The following is a 15223-nucleotide window of genomic DNA, read 5'->3' as shown; positions in this document are numbered from 1 at the left end:
ATGCGTTTGTCGAACGCGCTTGTCTGTGCCGCGTTCTTTGGGGCTACTGCTTCATCGACCTACGCTGCAGAAGACCTTGGCGATGCTGAGGCAGGGAAAGCTGTGTTTGCCAAATGCAAAGGCTGTCATCAGGTTGGAAAGGGGGCCGAAAACAAAATCGGTCCGCATCTGAATGGGATTTTTGGGCGCAGGGCAGCTGGTCTGGATGGCTTTAGCTATTCCAAAAGCCTTGCGCGCGCGGGTAGCTCGGGTCTGGAGTGGCACGCTGACACACTGTCTGCGTACATCGAAAACCCACGTGCATTCGCGTCAGGCACCAGGATGAGTTTTGGTGGCCTGAAAGACCCGGAAGACCGCGCCAACGTGATCGCCTATTTGCGGGATTTTTCCGACAATCCTCAGGACATCCCAGAAGCGGACCCGACGGCGAAGGGCACGGATCATTCTATCGACCCCGCGATCTTGGCGATTCAAGGAGATCCGGAGTACGGCGCATATCTCAGCAGCGAATGTACAACGTGCCATCAGATCGACGGAGGCGATGAGGGCATTCCCTCGATCGTGTACTGGCCTGACGAAGACTTCGTGGTCGCCATGCACGCATATAAAGACAAACAGCGGCCACACCCGGTCATGCGAATGATTGCCGGACGGCTGAGCAATGACGAGATCGCGGCATTGGCTGCCTACTTCAATAATCCATAGTGACTGTGTCCAAGAGGAGGAAACGCGATGACGCTAAATAGACGAGTATTTCTTGGAGCCGCCGGGGTGGTAGCAGCCGGGTTATCGGCACCGATGGTGTTGGCGCAAGGCAAACCACGCGTGGTAATTGTCGGCGGCGGTGCGGGCGGTGCAACTGCTGCGCGCTACATCGCAAAAGACAGCAGGAGTGAGATCGACGTAACGTTGATCGAGCCGTCGCGGACCTATTACACCTGTTTCTTCTCAAACCTGTATCTGGGAGGGTTTCAGGAGCTTTCGGACATTGCCCACAGCTATGGCACGCTTGCCGCGAACTACGGCATCAACGTGGTGCATGATTGGGCCACAGGGGTGGATCGCGATGCCAAGACGGTGTCCTTGGCAGGTGGCGGGTCTGTTCCATATGACAAGCTGATCCTGAGCCCGGGTATCGACTTTGTTGATGGTGCGGTCGAGGGCTGGGACGTCTCGGCGCAAAATAAAATGCCGCATGCGTACAAGGCTGGATCTCAGACCGAGCTTCTCAAGGCGCAGATCATGGCAATGCCTGAAGGCGGTACATTTGCAATGGTCGCGCCACCGAATCCGTACCGTTGCCCACCCGGACCGTATGAGCGGGTTTCAATGGTTGCGCATGTTCTGAAGGCGAACAACCCGACAGCAAAGATCATCGTTGCTGACCCGAAACCGAAGTTTTCCAAGATGTCATTGTTCCAAGAGGGTTGGGCCAACCACTACGAAGGAATGGTTGACTGGATCGGCGAAGATTTCGGCGGCGGCAATGTCGCCGTAAACCCGGATGCAATGACCGTTACTATCGACGGCGAAGAAACCAAGGTCGATGTCTGCAACGTGATCCCAGCGATGAAAGCCGGACGCATTGCGGAAATGGCAGGGGTGACCGATGGCAACTGGGCACCCGTGAACGCCGCGGATATGTCCTCCAAAGCCGACCTAGATATCTACGTTCTTGGTGACGCCAGCCAACAGGGTGACATGCCCAAATCCGGCTTCTCGGCCAACAGTCAGGCGAAAGTCTGTGCGAATGCCGTGCGAGGTGCGTTGACCGGGTCCAAAGTTTTTCCGGCCAAGTTCTCCAACACGTGCTGGTCGCTCATCGACACCGATGATGGTGTCAAGGTTGGCGCAACTTACGAAGCGACTCCCGAAAAGATTGCCAAAGTGGACGGCTTTATCAGCCAGACCGGCGAAGATGCGGACTTGAGAAAAGCAACTTATGAAGAGTCGCTGGGTTGGTACGCTGGTATCACTTCAGACATGTTCGGTTAAGGTATTCAGGGGCTTTGACTGGTGTCAAAGACCCTGATGAGCAATCTGAGAAGATGCGGCTCAAGAGGAGGATTAAAATCATGAAACACTTTATCGCTGTAGCCGCGTTTTCCACTGTTCTGGTGAGCCATGCGTTTGCGGAAGAGATCATCACCGCCCCATTTGACGGCAGTTTTGATGATGCAACCTTCGCCGTCGAGTCCGCGATTGTCGGACAGGGACTGGTCATCGACCATGTAAGCCACGTAGGCGACATGTTGAATCGCACGGGCGCTGATGTCGGCAGTGACAAGCAGATATTTGCGGCCGCAGACATCTTCATTTTCTGCTCGGCAAAAATCTCGCGCGAGGTGATGGAAGCCGACCCTATGAATATCGGATTCTGCCCCTACGGGATTTTTGTAGCCGAAGACGACAGTGGCGTGATGGTGGGATATCGAGGCTACCCTGATGGGCCAATGCAAAAGGTTCAGACCCTGTTATCCGAGATCGTCGAAGAGGCCGTAGGGAATTGAAATGAACTATCAGCAGTTTTTTCGTGATCAACTGGACCAGCTTCGAGAGGAAGGGAACTATAGGGTCTTTGCGGATCTCGGAAGGCAGTGCGGTGCATTCCCGACCGCGCGCAATTACGCAGAAGACGGTCCCGAAAAAGTCACTGTCTGGTGCTCAAATGATTATCTTGGCATGGGTCAACACCCCTGCATTCTTGCAGCAATGCACCAAGCGATTGATGAGTGTGGTGCCGGGGCGGGTGGTACGCGGAATATCTCAGGAACCACTCACGAGCACGTTTTGCTGGAACAGGAACTAGCCGACTTGCACTGCAAAGAGGCGGCATTGCTATTTACGTCCGGCTACGTTTCAAACTGGGCGGCTTTGGGAACTTTGGCCTCCCGCATTCCTGGAATCACCGTACTGTCAGACGAGTTGAACCATGCCTCGATGATTGAGGGAATTCGCCACAGCCGTTGTCAAAAGCGGATCTGGAAGCACAATGACATTGCAGACCTTGAAAGGCAGCTTGCTGACATACCAGCCAACGCACCAAAGCTCATTGCGTTCGAAAGCGTCTATTCCATGGATGGTGATATAGCGCCAGTTGCCGAGATCTGTGATCTGGCGGATCGCTATGGCGCGATGACCTATTTGGATGAGGTTCACGCCGTAGGGCTTTATGGACCGCGCGGCGGTGGCATCGCCGAACGTGAAGGCCTGATGGATCGCCTAACCGTTATTGAGGGGACATTAGGCAAAGCCTTCGGTGTCGTCGGTGGATACATCGCGGCGTCGAAAGAGCTTGTGGACTTCGTCCGGTCCTTTGCCAGCGGGTTTATCTTTACCACTGCATTGCCTCCGGCCGTAGCCGCAGGTGCGGCAGCCTCGGTTCGGCACCTGAAGCAAAGCAATGCGGAACGATATCTGCACCAGCAGCGAGTGCGCGAAGTTCGAGACAGGCTGGACGAACTGAGTATTCCCCATACTCCGAACCCAAGTCATATCATTCCGGTCATGGTCGGCGATCCGGTTAAGTGTCGCTTCATCTCTGATGTACTGATGCGTGACTATGGAATTTACATCCAGCCGATCAACTATCCAACCGTTCCCAAGGGAACGGAGCGTCTACGGATTACACCGTCGCCGGTGCATTCAACTGAGGACGTGGATCGACTGGTATCTGCATTGGGTGAGTTGTGGACGCAATGCCAGTTGGCGCGCAGGCCAATGGTCGCACAATGACAACTTGACCGAAGACAAGGATGCACACGCTACGAAGTGAGAGTTTCTGCTGATGGAGAGACTCATCGATCTGTTGGGAGACTCTGGCGCTTTGGCATTTGCCGGAGTGCTCGTCGGTATCTTGTTTGGCGTGACGGCTCAGAAGTCTCACTTTTGTTTAAGAGCGTCGGCAGTCGAAGTCGCTGAAGGCGAGTTAGGTCCCCGCTTGGCGGTTTGGCTGATCGCCTTCACCACTGCGCTCGCCTTGGTACAGGCGCTTATCGCGTTTGAGTGGCTAGACCTGTCCGAGACACGTGCAATCGCGTCGACAGGTAGCCTGAGCGGCGCGGTAATCGGTGGAGCGATGTTCGGCGCAGGCATGGTTCTGGCGCGTGGATGTGCATCTCGCCTTTTGGTATTAGCCTCCTGCGGTAATCTGCGCGCCCTGGTTACGGGATTGGTTTTGACCTTAGTGGCTCAAGCCGCCTATACCGGTGTTCTTAGTCCCGCCCGCGAGTTGCTGTCTGGTATCTGGGCTGTCCCAGGAGGCGCGCCGCGTGATCTTTCAGAAATACTTGGGCTCTCGCCAACGGTTTATACAGCAGTTGCAGCGTTGGGACTGGTGTCGGCCATTGTCTTTGCGTCCCACCGGAAAGTCGCGCCTATAAGGATCATAGCGGCCGCAGGAGTTGGCCTGGCTGTGGCGCTCGGCTGGTTGATAACATTTGCCATCGCGCAAGCATCTTTTGAAGTCGTGCCTGTGTCTTCAGTCACGTTTACCGGACCTGCCACGGACACACTAATGGCGTTGGTTGCAAGTCGAAACGTTGTTCTGTCCTTCGGTATCGGCCTTGTCCCAGGCGTAGTAATTGGCGCGGCAGGCTCAGCCTTGACTGCAGGGGAGTGGAGGATCGAACGATTTGGCTCGGAAACTCCGATGGAACGCTACCTCGTAGGGGCTGTTCTCATGGGGTTTGGGGCCATGCTGGCGGGAGGTTGCGCGGTGGGTGCCGGGCTTTCAGGAGGGTCCGCCCTGTCATTGACCGCATGGGTTGCCGTATTTTTCATGTGGGTCGGGGCGATCAGCACGCATAGACTATTGATGCTAATCCCTGTTCCGCAACATTCCTGAGCTACTCGAATTCCATCTGTTCGAAAACGCGCCCTGCATTTTTCGTGGCCAGTTCTTCAAACGTGTCCAGGTTGGCATAAGGTGACTGATCGACGTAGTAAGCCTCAGCCAGATCACCTCCTGCATCCATATGCTCTTGAATCTTGCCGCGCAGATATATCAGGTAGTCGCGTGTATAGCGGCGCACCTGATCCATGTTCGTAGGATGGCCGTGTCCCGGTATCACATAAGTGGCATCTAAAGCCTCGAATTCGGTGTCCCAAGTTACAAGCCAATCCGCTGTATAGGTGTCTTGAAAGATTGGCAGCATGCGTTCGTGAAACGCCATGTCGCCCGCAATGACAAGGCCTTGGTTCGGCAACCAGATCGAGATATCGCCGGGACTATGGGCAGGGCCGAGGTACTTTGCCTCAATCCGGAATTCACCCATCTCAACCACGTACTCATCATCGAATGTCTCGGTTGGGCCAGCCAGGAATGTTCCGTCTGCCTTGTCCTGATTGTATCGCTGCATTCCCTGCAGAATTTGCGGGCCATATTCCTCGAATTCAGCCGCTGCTTCTGAATGTGCGATGATCGGAATGCCGAGTTCTGACCAGTAAGCGTTGCCGAGCATCGCGTGCCCCTGGCCATTCTCGTTGAAGACAAGTCTGACCGGCTGATCCGTGATGGCCTGAATTTCCTTGTGAAGCGCTTCGGCAAGGACATAGGCTGCACCGCCGTTTATGACGACCACACCTTCACCGGTTACAATGAAACTGAGATTGTTGTTGTGACCAGAGTTTTCGTAGGTTGGTGGTGCGGTTGCGCCAATGGCGGAATAGACGCCAGGGATATACTCGACCGGTTTGGAATACAGCACGCTTTGCGGATATTGGTCTGCAATTTCCTCGCTTGCCCAAGCTGGTGCGGCCAAGGCCAAGGCAATCGCAAGCGTTCGTATCATGTTGGTTCTCCAATGAACTTATACGCAGAGCCAGTTTTTTCGACCCGGCCGATTCCACCATTCGGCAGGTGGAAGCCAATTATCTTCATTTGCTCGCGAGAAATCTGATCTAGCAGCAAACTACGAGTTGCTGCAGCTGCCTGTGGATCCTGATCGGTGCCACTGTGCCAATCAGGCCGTTCAAAAGCCACGTGTGGATTTCCCAACGCATCGCCGACAATCATCACGGATTCACTGCCGCTGCGGATTTCAAACGCCATGTGGCCGGGTGTGTGCCCAAAGCTTGCAAGGGCGGCAATGCCTGGAAGGATCTCTTGTCCGTCGTCAAAGAACGCCACCTGATCCTCAATTTCTGCCATCCGGCGCTTCGCGCCTACAGCGAACGCAGCGCGATCTTCTCCTATTGAATCTACCGTTGAAGGGTTCCACCAATAATCCCACTCTTTACGGCCAAAGTGATGCGTCGCGTTGGGGAAAAGCAGGTCGTCGAAGTCATCCAAAATGCCCCAGATGTGATCCGGGTGCGCATGGGTGAAAATCACGTGCGAAACGTCTTCGGGCGACAGGCCGATTGTTTCAACAGTTTCCATAAGTTTGCCAGACGTGGGCATGAAATCCGGCCCAGCTCCGACATCGAATAACACCGTGTTTTTACCATCACGATAGAGCGCCACGTTGCACTCTGGCTCGTACTTGGTCGCGTCCACTCGATTGCGATTCAGAAGCTGTTCGAGTTCTTCTTTCGGCATGGACCCAAAGATCATTTCCGGTGGCAATGACAGGTACCCGTCTGATACGGTTGAAATCCGAGCTGAAGGGCCGAGTTGCAACTCGGCCCTCACGATCCTGGATTGAGTACCAAGCATCCCAAGGCAAGCGGCGCTGTACAAGAAAGTGCGGCGAGAAAATGTATTTCCATCCATACACAATCAATAAAATGAATGTTATTATTTGTAAATGGAGAAAGAAAGGCTGTGTGTGCAAAGCTGCTTTCGTCTTGATCACTAAGAAGTCTACTCAACTTCTTCGGTACCGGCGGGTAAGTTAGCGATTACACCGGTGCCCCTGAGAGCCTGCATCTCAACTCTTGGAGCGAAATGGGACTGGTTGCGGCGTGTGGCGTTTCCCGCTTTTTCGTGACGATTCCCAGTTCTTTTTGAACACAAAATTCGTCTGCTGTTACCCAAAATGCCACCCAAACCATGTTTGCGGTACGTGAGAGCAACGCTGAGTTCACGTTTCTAACTGATATGTTATGGGAATTTGGTAGCGGAGGAGGGACTTGAACCCCCGACACGCGGATTATGATTCCGCTGCTCTAACCAACTGAGCTACTCCGCCATGAGTGAATGGCGATTTAAGGGAGGGGTTGGGGAGGGTCAAGAGGGAAATGGCGCCTTTGTTGGGAATATTTTAGCTGGGACTAATCCGAATTCGGCACAACCGTCGCCCTGGGTTCTGTATTTTGTACCACGCCGCGAATGAAGTTGTTGCAGATGTCCGGGACTGTCAGGGGGATCATATGGCCCAGCCCTTCGATCTGTTCAAAACTCAGACCAAACGCCTGCATTGATTCACCGTGTTGCGTGGCTGACAAGAGCGCATCCTGTGCTCCAAACAATATGGAGCCAGGCACTTTCAGGTCGCCATAACGGGCGACCTGGGCCGGCATGCTCTGTTCAATCCCGATCACATCCTGTGAGGCGCTGATAAACGCGGATGGACGCATCCCCAAAGCGCCGCCGGCGCGGTCCAGAAAGTCTTGGGGCGCGGGTTCTGGCGCAAATGCCGCGCTAAGGGTGTGCGGTGCGGTTTTTGCGGCCAGCGGGACGGCAATCGTGTTGCCGATCAGACTGCGCAGCCATGCCGTCCGGATTTCAAGCGGTTTGAACACGGCGGGCGGCCCGGGCATCGCCTGAGTAAGCGGAGCTAGCAGGGCCAGCGCTTTGATCTTGTCTGGGTAATCCAGCGCCATCGCCAGAGAAACCGCGCCACCCAGCGAATGGCCGACCAGAATTGGGTTGCTGACCCCCTTTGCCTCTAGAAATTCATGTATCATGCGGCCCTGTTCGGGCAACCGCCCAAGCTCTGCCGTCTCACGAGTTGAGTATCCGCAACCGGGGCGATCCACGGCAATGACGTGAAAATCCTCGGCCAGTTTATCCATCAAGGCGTAGGTGAAATGTTGCAACTGCCCGGCCAGCCCATGAATGAGCACAACCGTCTGATTGGAAGGGTCGCCCTTTTCCACATAGTGGATATTGCCGCCGCGCACGGGAATGATAACCCCCGGTTGTGGGACACGCATCCGGCCGTCACGGGTCAGCTTGCGTGTCCAAAGATTCATCGCAACAAGAAACAGCGCAATGAACAGCGCAATAGTCAGGAAGATTGTCATCAGCCTATCCTCTGGATGGAGCAGATCAGATTACTGACCGGATAGCGCCACAACCCGAAGGCAATGTCCACAGCTCGCTTAAAGGATCTAATGCGGACTGGGTTAGCCGCGCAAGATCGTTCCAGTTGGATCAAAGGGCGGTTCTTTCAGGATCGTTGCCCTATGCGGGCGCCCTAATACCATGACCTCGACCCTATCGCCTGCCTCGGCACCCGAAACATAGCCCAAGGCCAGCGACATACCCACGGAATAGCCATAAGCGCCCGATGTCACCCGACCAATTCCGCGCCCGTCCATGAAAATGGGTTCGCCTCCGGTCGCGTCAGCGTTCGAAGCTGCGGCGTCGGCTTCGTCCAGATGCAGCAGGACAAGCTGCTCTCTGGCCGGAGAGGTCATGGCAGAATTGGCGGCATCTTTGTTCAGGAACGATTTGTCGAATTTGCACAACCGGTCCAACCCGACCTCGTGTGGCCAGTATTCGGGGCTGTATTCGCGCCCCCAAGACCCATAGCCCTTTTCGATCCTCAGCGACATCAGTGCGCGGCTGCCAACTGGGCCTGCGCCGAACTCTTTTCCGGTCTCGATCAGCGCCTCATACAGGCGGAGCTGATCTTTCGTGGCGCAATGCACCTCCCAGCCCAGATCGCCGGTGAAGGAGACACGCAGCGCCAGGACCGCAATTCCGGCGATTTCGATCTGTTGCGAGCGCATGAAGGGGAAATCCTCGGGGCTGAGCGAGGTATTCGTAAGCCGTTGCAGGATTTCCCGCGATTTCGGTCCAGCCACGTTAAAGCCGCAAGTCTCTTCGGTGCGGCTTTCGAAACGGGTGCCGTCGGGCAGAGGAACCTGTTTGAAGAACCGTTTGTGATAGCGCTCGGCCATGCCCGAGCCGATGATCCAGAATTCGTTGTCGGCCACGCGGGTCACGGTGAAATCGCCGGCAATACCTCCCCGTTTTGAGATCAGCGGGGTCAGGCAGGATCGACCAACCGATCTCGGCATGAAATTTGCGAATACGGCATTAAGCCAACCCTCGGCTCCCGGACCTTTGCAAACATATTTGGCAAAGTTTGAGATGTCGATGATCCCGGCCCGATCGCGCAGCATCCGGCATTCCGCACCCACCGGTTCCCACCAGTTCTGGCGGGTGAATCCGTTGGTGTCCGTGGCGCCGGGCGCCTCTGCGAACCACAGCGGGTGTTCCCATCCGACATTCAGGCCAAAGACGGCACCCATGTCCTTTTGCCTGTCATAAATCGGGCGGGTCCGGGCAGGGCGTCCTGCGCTGCGTTCTTCATTAGGGAAGTGGATGGCAAAGCGGTGTGCGTACTGATCCTGCACGCGGGCCTTGGTGAAATCTTTCGTAGCCCATGTGTCGAACCGCGCCACGTCCCAGGCGAACATGTCGTATTGGGTTTCGCCTTCGATGATCCACTGCGCCGCCATCAGGCCCATGCCACCCGATTGCGAGAATCCCGGGATAATGCCGTTGCAGCAGAAATAGCCTTCGACCTCGGGCACTGGCCCCATCAGAACGTTGGCATCCGGTGACCATATCATCGGTCCGTTGATGACCCGTTTGATCCCGGCGTCGCCCACGGCAGGTACGCGTTCGATGGCGTTCATCATATTCTCTTCGATCCGCTCCAGATCGTCGGGAAACAGATCATGGGCAAAATCCAGGGGTGTGCCGTCCTCGGCCCAGAATTTCATATCCTTTTCATAAGCCCCCACCAAAAGGCCCTGACCTTCCTGCCGCAAATAGTACTCGCCATCGCGGTCACTGACCGAGGGCAGGCGGGTATCATGCGCCGCGACGTCAGCCATGGTTTCGGTGACAAAATACTGATGCTCGGTCGGTTGCAGGGGTAGCTCGATCCCGGCCAACATGGCAACTTCGCGGCCCCACAGACCGGCGGCATTCACAACCCACGGCGTTTGGATGTCCCCCTTAGGGGTGCCCACGATCCAGGTGCCATCTTCTTGCTGATCTGTCGCAGTGACCGGCGTAAAGCGGTGGATTTCGGCCCCACGCTGGCGCGCACCGACAGCGTAGGCGTTGGTGACCCCTGAGGGATCAACATTACCGCCATCAGGTTCGTACATGACACATCGGATGCCATCGTAATTGACCAGCGGGTTCAGACGCTGCGCCTCTTCGATGCTGATCTCATAGAAATTCATCCCGTACAGCTTGGCCTTGGCGGCCTGTATCCTCAGCTGGTGTTCGCGCTCTTCGGTTTGGGCTAGATATAACGAGCCGGGCTGGAACACGCCGCAGCTTTGGCCGGTTTCAGCCTCAAGCTCTTTGTACAGCGTCATCGTATAGTGTTGGATGCGGCTGATATTGGTGCTGTCATGCAGTCCGTGGATGTTCGCCGCCGCGTGCCAGGTCGAGCCGGATGTCAGTTCATCCCGTTCCAACAGCACCACGTCTGACCACCCCGATTTGGTCAGGTGATACAGGATCGAGCACCCAATCACACCACCGCCGATTACCACTGCCTGTGCATTTGTCTTCATGAGTCTGTCATCCAAAATTTTGGTCTTGTCGTCATGTGTTACCAGTACTGAACCCAAGACAACGGGTTTAAATTTCACGTGGGATTGAACAGATATAACCCAAGGCTAGTCTCCGATGCCCACCACTATGCACGTCCATACGCGACCAGTCTGTGGTTCAATTCATCTGTTTCAGAGGCCCCGGCTTCCAGGGCGAATACAAAGGCGTGGGTCAGGTAAAAACAGGCCGCGTCGATATCTTGCACCGCTTCGCATTCATCTGCTGCAATAGTGTAATAGCGGACCAACGCGGCAGGATCATCATGATCATGCGCCTCAAGTAGCAAGCGATCCAATTCTGTTCTGTCCATCGGGTCTCCGTCGCATCTGGCCAGTCAAGCATGGCCAGACAGCTGGTTCAGTCGGCGCGACCGCTTTCAATCTGCGTCGCAACCCAGTGATGGAAATTATGGGTCGGACCATCCATCACCGGAGAGAACCGACCGCCGTCGAACAACATTCCGTGCCGACCCTTTTGCATCCCTTCAACAACGAACACATCCTCTTCAAACACAGTTTTCCATTGCTGGGCGTTTGCCGCCCTCAGGCCATCATGTTCAGGTGTGTCTTCGATGCTTTTGGCATAATAAAGCTCGATATGCTCAACGGTATTTTCGTGATCAACCGGTTCCAGGACAATGGCAAAGGCATGGTCACGCTGCACACCCAAAAGAACATTTGGATACACGGCCACATACTCTGCGCCCTCATTCCATTGATCGCTTAGCCCGTCGAAATCGGCGAATGTGGTGCCGTCATGGTCAGTGAGTTGTCGATAGACCAGCGTGCCTTGACCGGAATAATGCCCGCGCATTTCGATGTTATAGTGATCTTCAAGTCGCGAATAACTGTTCAGGCCGGGATGCACCCAGGGCAGGTGATAGCTTTCGCAATAGTTCTCAACCGCCAGCTTCCAGTTGGTCTTGACCTCCAACTTGAACGAAGAGGCCTCACCGCCGTGATGTACTGGTTGATCAAACTCTTTCCAGCGTTCCAATAAGGCGGCGTGCGCCTCTTCGAATTCGGGTGCATTGCCGTCCACATTAACAAAGACCACGTCCCGCCAGACATAAGAGCGAATACGGATAAGGCCTAGAGATTTGCGATCCACGTCCTCATGGGTGTTGTGACCGGCGCCGCCAACATGTGGCGTCGCACGCAGCTCTCCCTTCAGGCTGTAGCACCAGCTGTGATAGGGGCAACGGATCGCGCCACTTATCTTGCGAGGGGTATCGACAAGGATCATCCCGCGGTGACGGCAGGTATTTTGAAATACGCCAACCTCACCATCCCGATCCCGCACGATTAGTAAAGGCATGCCTAGGAAATCGACCGGCATGGCATCGCCTTCCTCGGGCACGTCTTTGCCAAAGCCGATCCCAGACCAGTTGGCGTACAAAACCGATCTACGCTCTTCGGCGAAAAGTGCCGGGTCGATATAGTGTTCGTTTGGCAGGCCGTTTGCGACATTCACATCGACCAGAACGGAAGACAGCGCAGTATGCTTGTTCATCGGGCTCTCCTGCAGGTGTTGCTTGGTCTCTATTGGCGGATACGCTGGCATCCACTCAATATCAGAAAACCTCATCACAGGGTGATTTCACCTAAACCGAACCGTCCTGAACCTCTTGAATGATCCAATCTTTCAGCGCCCGGGCACTTTCGGACAAGTCTTCATCCGAGCGGCCAACCAGATAAAACTGGTTTGGAGCGATCTGGAGGTGGGGCCCGATTGCCACCAGCTTTCCCGATTGCAGCATGGGTTGGATCAAGCGTTGCCATCCAAGAACCAGCCCGGCCCCCTTACGCGCCCGCTGGAGGGCTACCGAATAGCTGTTCACACGAGAATCGATCGGAATGGTTCCCGTGTACCCGAGTTGTTGAAACCATTCGGGCCAAGTGGTCCAGCTGCGGTCTTCAGAGTCCAGATGTATCAGTCGTTCAGCTGCGAGATCTTCAAGGCTTGCACCGGCCAACCGATCCGCCACCTCTGGGCAGGCGACGGGGACCAGACAATCCCGAAACAGAGGAGTGTGCGAAAGGTCACCGTTGCCGTCCCGGCCGTAGCGAATAAAGAAATCGATATCCGGCCGATCCCGAAATGGTCGATCCTGTGAAAGCTGGTCAACATTTACTTCAGGCATTTCGCGCCAGAACCGGATTACCGATGGCGACAACCAAAGAGCAGCCACTGCAGTGGTTGATCCTACGGTTACCTTTTCGACGGTGGCACGGTCGCGGATTGTTGCCAGTGTTTTTGAGATGCGGGTAAACGAAGAAGCCAGCGCGTCATACAGCGCTTTGCCGTCTTCCGTCAGTTCGACCCCCCGGTGTTTGCGCTGGAACAAGGCAGTGCCAAGATCACCTTCCAACGCTTTGATCTGATGACTGACCGCGCCCGGCGTTACCGACAGTTCTTCAGCCGCATTCTTAAAGCTTAGATGGCGCGCAGCGGCTTCGAAGGCCGACAGCGTGGTGAGTGGCGGCAGATTATAGTGGCGTCTGGACATGACATGTGTAGCCGTTGGTGGTCTTCAGGTTAATTCTTCTCACTCAAATATTGGACTTTTTAAGATTGTGCGCCAGAAGAAATTTTCCAAAACGATGATGTTGAGTGCCGTGTTTCCGATACGTGCGGTAAAGATCAGGCAATGTTTCTGTGACGACCGGGTTTGGTGTCAGCCAGTTCATTGACGGTTCTTATGCCATCACGGACATGGAGTGGATCATGGATATGGGCGGAGATGATCCCGCGCCAAGCAAGGTTGAACTGATAGCAGGTCTAGTCGTCATCATGGGTCTGTAGATCATTTCGGCGGTTTCGGGTGTGGGTCGCTTCCTGCAAACATGTATCGCAATTAGTGAGGCTTGCTTTGACCAAATACCGCAATCTTTTGGGGAGGATTGGAGGATCGCCCTGTGAATATTCGTACCATGACCCGAACCGGTGGCCGCGCGGCCCGGCGCGCGCTGCGCTCTGCTCCGAATTTCGAGATGTTGCCCGGCCTGACCCGAGGCATCCCCCTATGCGAGGTGATGGATGGCAGCCAGATCGACCGGATCGACAGCGCCTCAATGGATATTCTTGAGAATGTCGGTGTTCAGTTTCGCGATGCAATCGCACTGGAGGATTGGAAAAAAGCTGGCGCAAAGGTCGAGGGCGAACTGGTCTATCTGGACCGGGGCCTGGTCCGAGAGCTGATCGCCACCATTCCCAGCACCTTCACTTATCATGCACGCGATCCGAACAAGAACGTGCGACTGGGTGGACGGCACTCGATCTTTGTGCCGATGACCGGCGCGCCCTTTCTGCGCGATCTCGATGACGTGAGGCGCAATCCGACGCTCGATGATCTGGCAATGTTCCACAAACTCAGCCACATGCTGCCGGCGATGCATTCCTCGGCGCATCACATTGTCGAACCTTACGACCACCCGATCAGTCAGCGACATTTGCGCATTACCTATTCGTCGATGAAACATTCGGACAAGACGTTCATGGGTATGACCACCTCGCCGAGAAACGCCGAAGACGTCATTGAGATGTGTGCGATCCTGTTCGGGGAAGATTTCATTGAAGATCATCCGGTCACCACGGGCAACTGCAACGGAAACTCTCCGCTGGTCTGGGACGAAACGATGCTGGGCGCGATGCGGGCCTTTTCTCGCCGCAATCAGCCTGTGTTGTGCTCGCCCTTTGTGCTGGGCGGGGCCAATACGCCCGCATCGGTTCCCGCCACCGTGGCGCAATTGAACGCCGAAGCACTGAGCGCGCTGGCCTATACCCAAGTCATTCGCAAAGGTGCTCCGGCGATTTACGGGCACTACCTGTCGACGGTGTCGATGAAATCAGGTGCCCCGATGGCCGGCACGCCCGAGATCAGCCTGATGAACTTTATGATCGGGCAGATGGCCCGGTTCTACGACGTTCCATGGCGCACCTCGAATACGCTGGGTGGGGCCAAGACATTTGATGCGCAGGCCGGGTACGAATCCGCCACGACGCTACAGGCCGTTCTTCATTCCGGTGCGAACTATATTTGGCATTCGGCCGGCTGGAATGAGGCCGGGATGCATTGTTCCACCGCCAAGTTCATTGTCGATGCTGAACAATGTGCGATGGCTTATCGCATGGCAGAAGGCCCGCAATGGGATGATTTCGACCAAGCTCTTGCCGCCATTCCAGAGGTCGGTCCAGGCGGGCACTATCTGGGTCATCCGCACACGCAGGACAATTTTCAAACGGCGTTTTTCATGCCCGAGATGTTCGACAACAACTCGATTGAGCAATGGGTGGCAGAAGGCGGGGTTGAGATCACTGAGCGCGCGTTGAAGCACGCGCGCAAGCTGCTGGCCGAATACCAGGAACCGACACTGGACGTGGCCAAAAACGAGGCCCTGCTGGACTATATCGCTCGGCGGGAACGGGAAATTCCCGCCGCTGACGAGCTGAACCAAGCCTATTAAAGAT

13 protein-coding genes, 1 tRNA gene and 1 pseudogene are annotated in these 15223 nt (G+C 55.4%); 7 read left to right on the top strand and 8 right to left on the bottom strand.

The window, feature by feature from the left end:
* The 5 genes from AC2FLB_RS19410 to AC2FLB_RS19390 all read left to right on the top strand — a co-directional run bounded on the left by AC2FLB_RS19410 (window position 1) and on the right by AC2FLB_RS19390 (window position 4846).
* Window positions 1-705 carry a c-type cytochrome gene (locus tag AC2FLB_RS19410; protein WP_496700701.1) on the top strand — a complete coding sequence of 235 codons (705 nt, stop codon included), beginning with the start codon at window positions 1-3 and terminating at the stop codon, window positions 703-705.
* A 27-nt stretch (window positions 706-732) separates the two neighbouring features.
* Window positions 733-1995 (top strand): FCSD flavin-binding domain-containing protein, encoded by a 1263-nt coding sequence (locus AC2FLB_RS19405; protein ID WP_496709881.1) that lies wholly within the window; start codon window positions 733-735, stop codon window positions 1993-1995.
* A gap of 80 nt (window positions 1996-2075) precedes the next feature.
* Window positions 2076-2510, top strand: coding sequence for a DUF302 domain-containing protein (locus AC2FLB_RS19400; RefSeq protein ID WP_142635862.1), 435 nt, complete (start codon window positions 2076-2078; stop codon window positions 2508-2510).
* Window position 2511: 1 nt separating this feature from the next.
* The gene (gene hemA / locus AC2FLB_RS19395; RefSeq protein WP_496691677.1) at window positions 2512-3735 is read left to right on the top strand and encodes a 5-aminolevulinate synthase; all 1224 of its coding nucleotides are present in this window, start codon (window positions 2512-2514) and stop codon (window positions 3733-3735) included.
* A 52-nt stretch (window positions 3736-3787) separates the two neighbouring features.
* Entirely contained in the window at window positions 3788-4846 is a 1059-nt protein-coding gene (locus AC2FLB_RS19390; RefSeq protein ID WP_496709880.1) for a YeeE/YedE family protein, read from the top strand.
* Window position 4847: 1 nt separating this feature from the next.
* On the opposite strand, the gene AC2FLB_RS19385 is transcribed toward AC2FLB_RS19390, so the two are convergent.
* The 8 genes from AC2FLB_RS19385 to AC2FLB_RS19350 form a co-directional block, all read right to left on the bottom strand.
* Window positions 4848-5792 carry an MBL fold metallo-hydrolase gene (locus tag AC2FLB_RS19385; protein WP_281972431.1) on the bottom strand — a complete coding sequence of 315 codons (945 nt, stop codon included), beginning with the start codon at window positions 5790-5792 and terminating at the stop codon, window positions 4848-4850.
* Window positions 5789-6658, bottom strand: a complete 870-nt coding sequence (locus AC2FLB_RS19380) for an MBL fold metallo-hydrolase (protein ID WP_496709879.1) — start codon at window positions 6656-6658, stop codon at window positions 5789-5791. Before AC2FLB_RS19380 ends, AC2FLB_RS19385 begins: the two co-directional genes overlap by 4 nt.
* Before the next feature lie 398 nt (window positions 6659-7056).
* Window positions 7057-7133 (bottom strand) — tRNA-Met (locus AC2FLB_RS19375).
* An 82-nt stretch (window positions 7134-7215) separates the two neighbouring features.
* Window positions 7216-8190, bottom strand: coding sequence for an alpha/beta fold hydrolase (locus tag AC2FLB_RS19370; protein WP_281972429.1), 975 nt, complete (start codon window positions 8188-8190; stop codon window positions 7216-7218).
* Between the two features lie 102 nt (window positions 8191-8292).
* Window positions 8293-10713 carry a GcvT family protein gene (locus AC2FLB_RS19365; RefSeq protein WP_496709878.1) on the bottom strand — a complete coding sequence of 807 codons (2421 nt, stop codon included), beginning with the start codon at window positions 10711-10713 and terminating at the stop codon, window positions 8293-8295.
* Between the two features lie 125 nt (window positions 10714-10838).
* Window positions 10839-11063 carry a hypothetical protein gene (locus AC2FLB_RS19360; RefSeq protein WP_496691672.1) on the bottom strand — a complete coding sequence of 75 codons (225 nt, stop codon included), beginning with the start codon at window positions 11061-11063 and terminating at the stop codon, window positions 10839-10841.
* A 47-nt stretch (window positions 11064-11110) separates the two neighbouring features.
* On the bottom strand, window positions 11111-12265 hold the full coding sequence (locus AC2FLB_RS19355; RefSeq protein ID WP_496691671.1) for an aromatic ring-hydroxylating oxygenase subunit alpha: 1155 nt from the start codon (window positions 12263-12265) through the stop codon (window positions 11111-11113).
* A 91-nt stretch (window positions 12266-12356) separates the two neighbouring features.
* Window positions 12357-13262 (bottom strand): LysR substrate-binding domain-containing protein, encoded by a 906-nt coding sequence (locus AC2FLB_RS19350; RefSeq protein WP_282021563.1) that lies wholly within the window; start codon window positions 13260-13262, stop codon window positions 12357-12359.
* A gap of 143 nt (window positions 13263-13405) precedes the next feature.
* Between AC2FLB_RS19350 and AC2FLB_RS19345 the strand changes: the two are divergent.
* Together AC2FLB_RS19345 and AC2FLB_RS19340 are read left to right on the top strand one after the other, a co-directional pair.
* A pseudogene (locus tag AC2FLB_RS19345) lies at window positions 13406-13555 on the top strand (BCCT family transporter); the annotation flags it as partial.
* Window positions 13556-13686: 131 nt separating this feature from the next.
* Entirely contained in the window at window positions 13687-15219 is a 1533-nt protein-coding gene (locus AC2FLB_RS19340; RefSeq protein ID WP_496709903.1) for a trimethylamine methyltransferase family protein, read from the top strand.
* The last annotated feature ends 4 nt before the right edge of the window (window positions 15220-15223 follow it).

The organism is Ruegeria sp. CDSA236 (assembly GCF_059611285.1).
The sequence above is the reverse complement of the archived record's forward strand: the minus strand, read 5'-3'. Positions and strand labels throughout refer to the sequence as shown.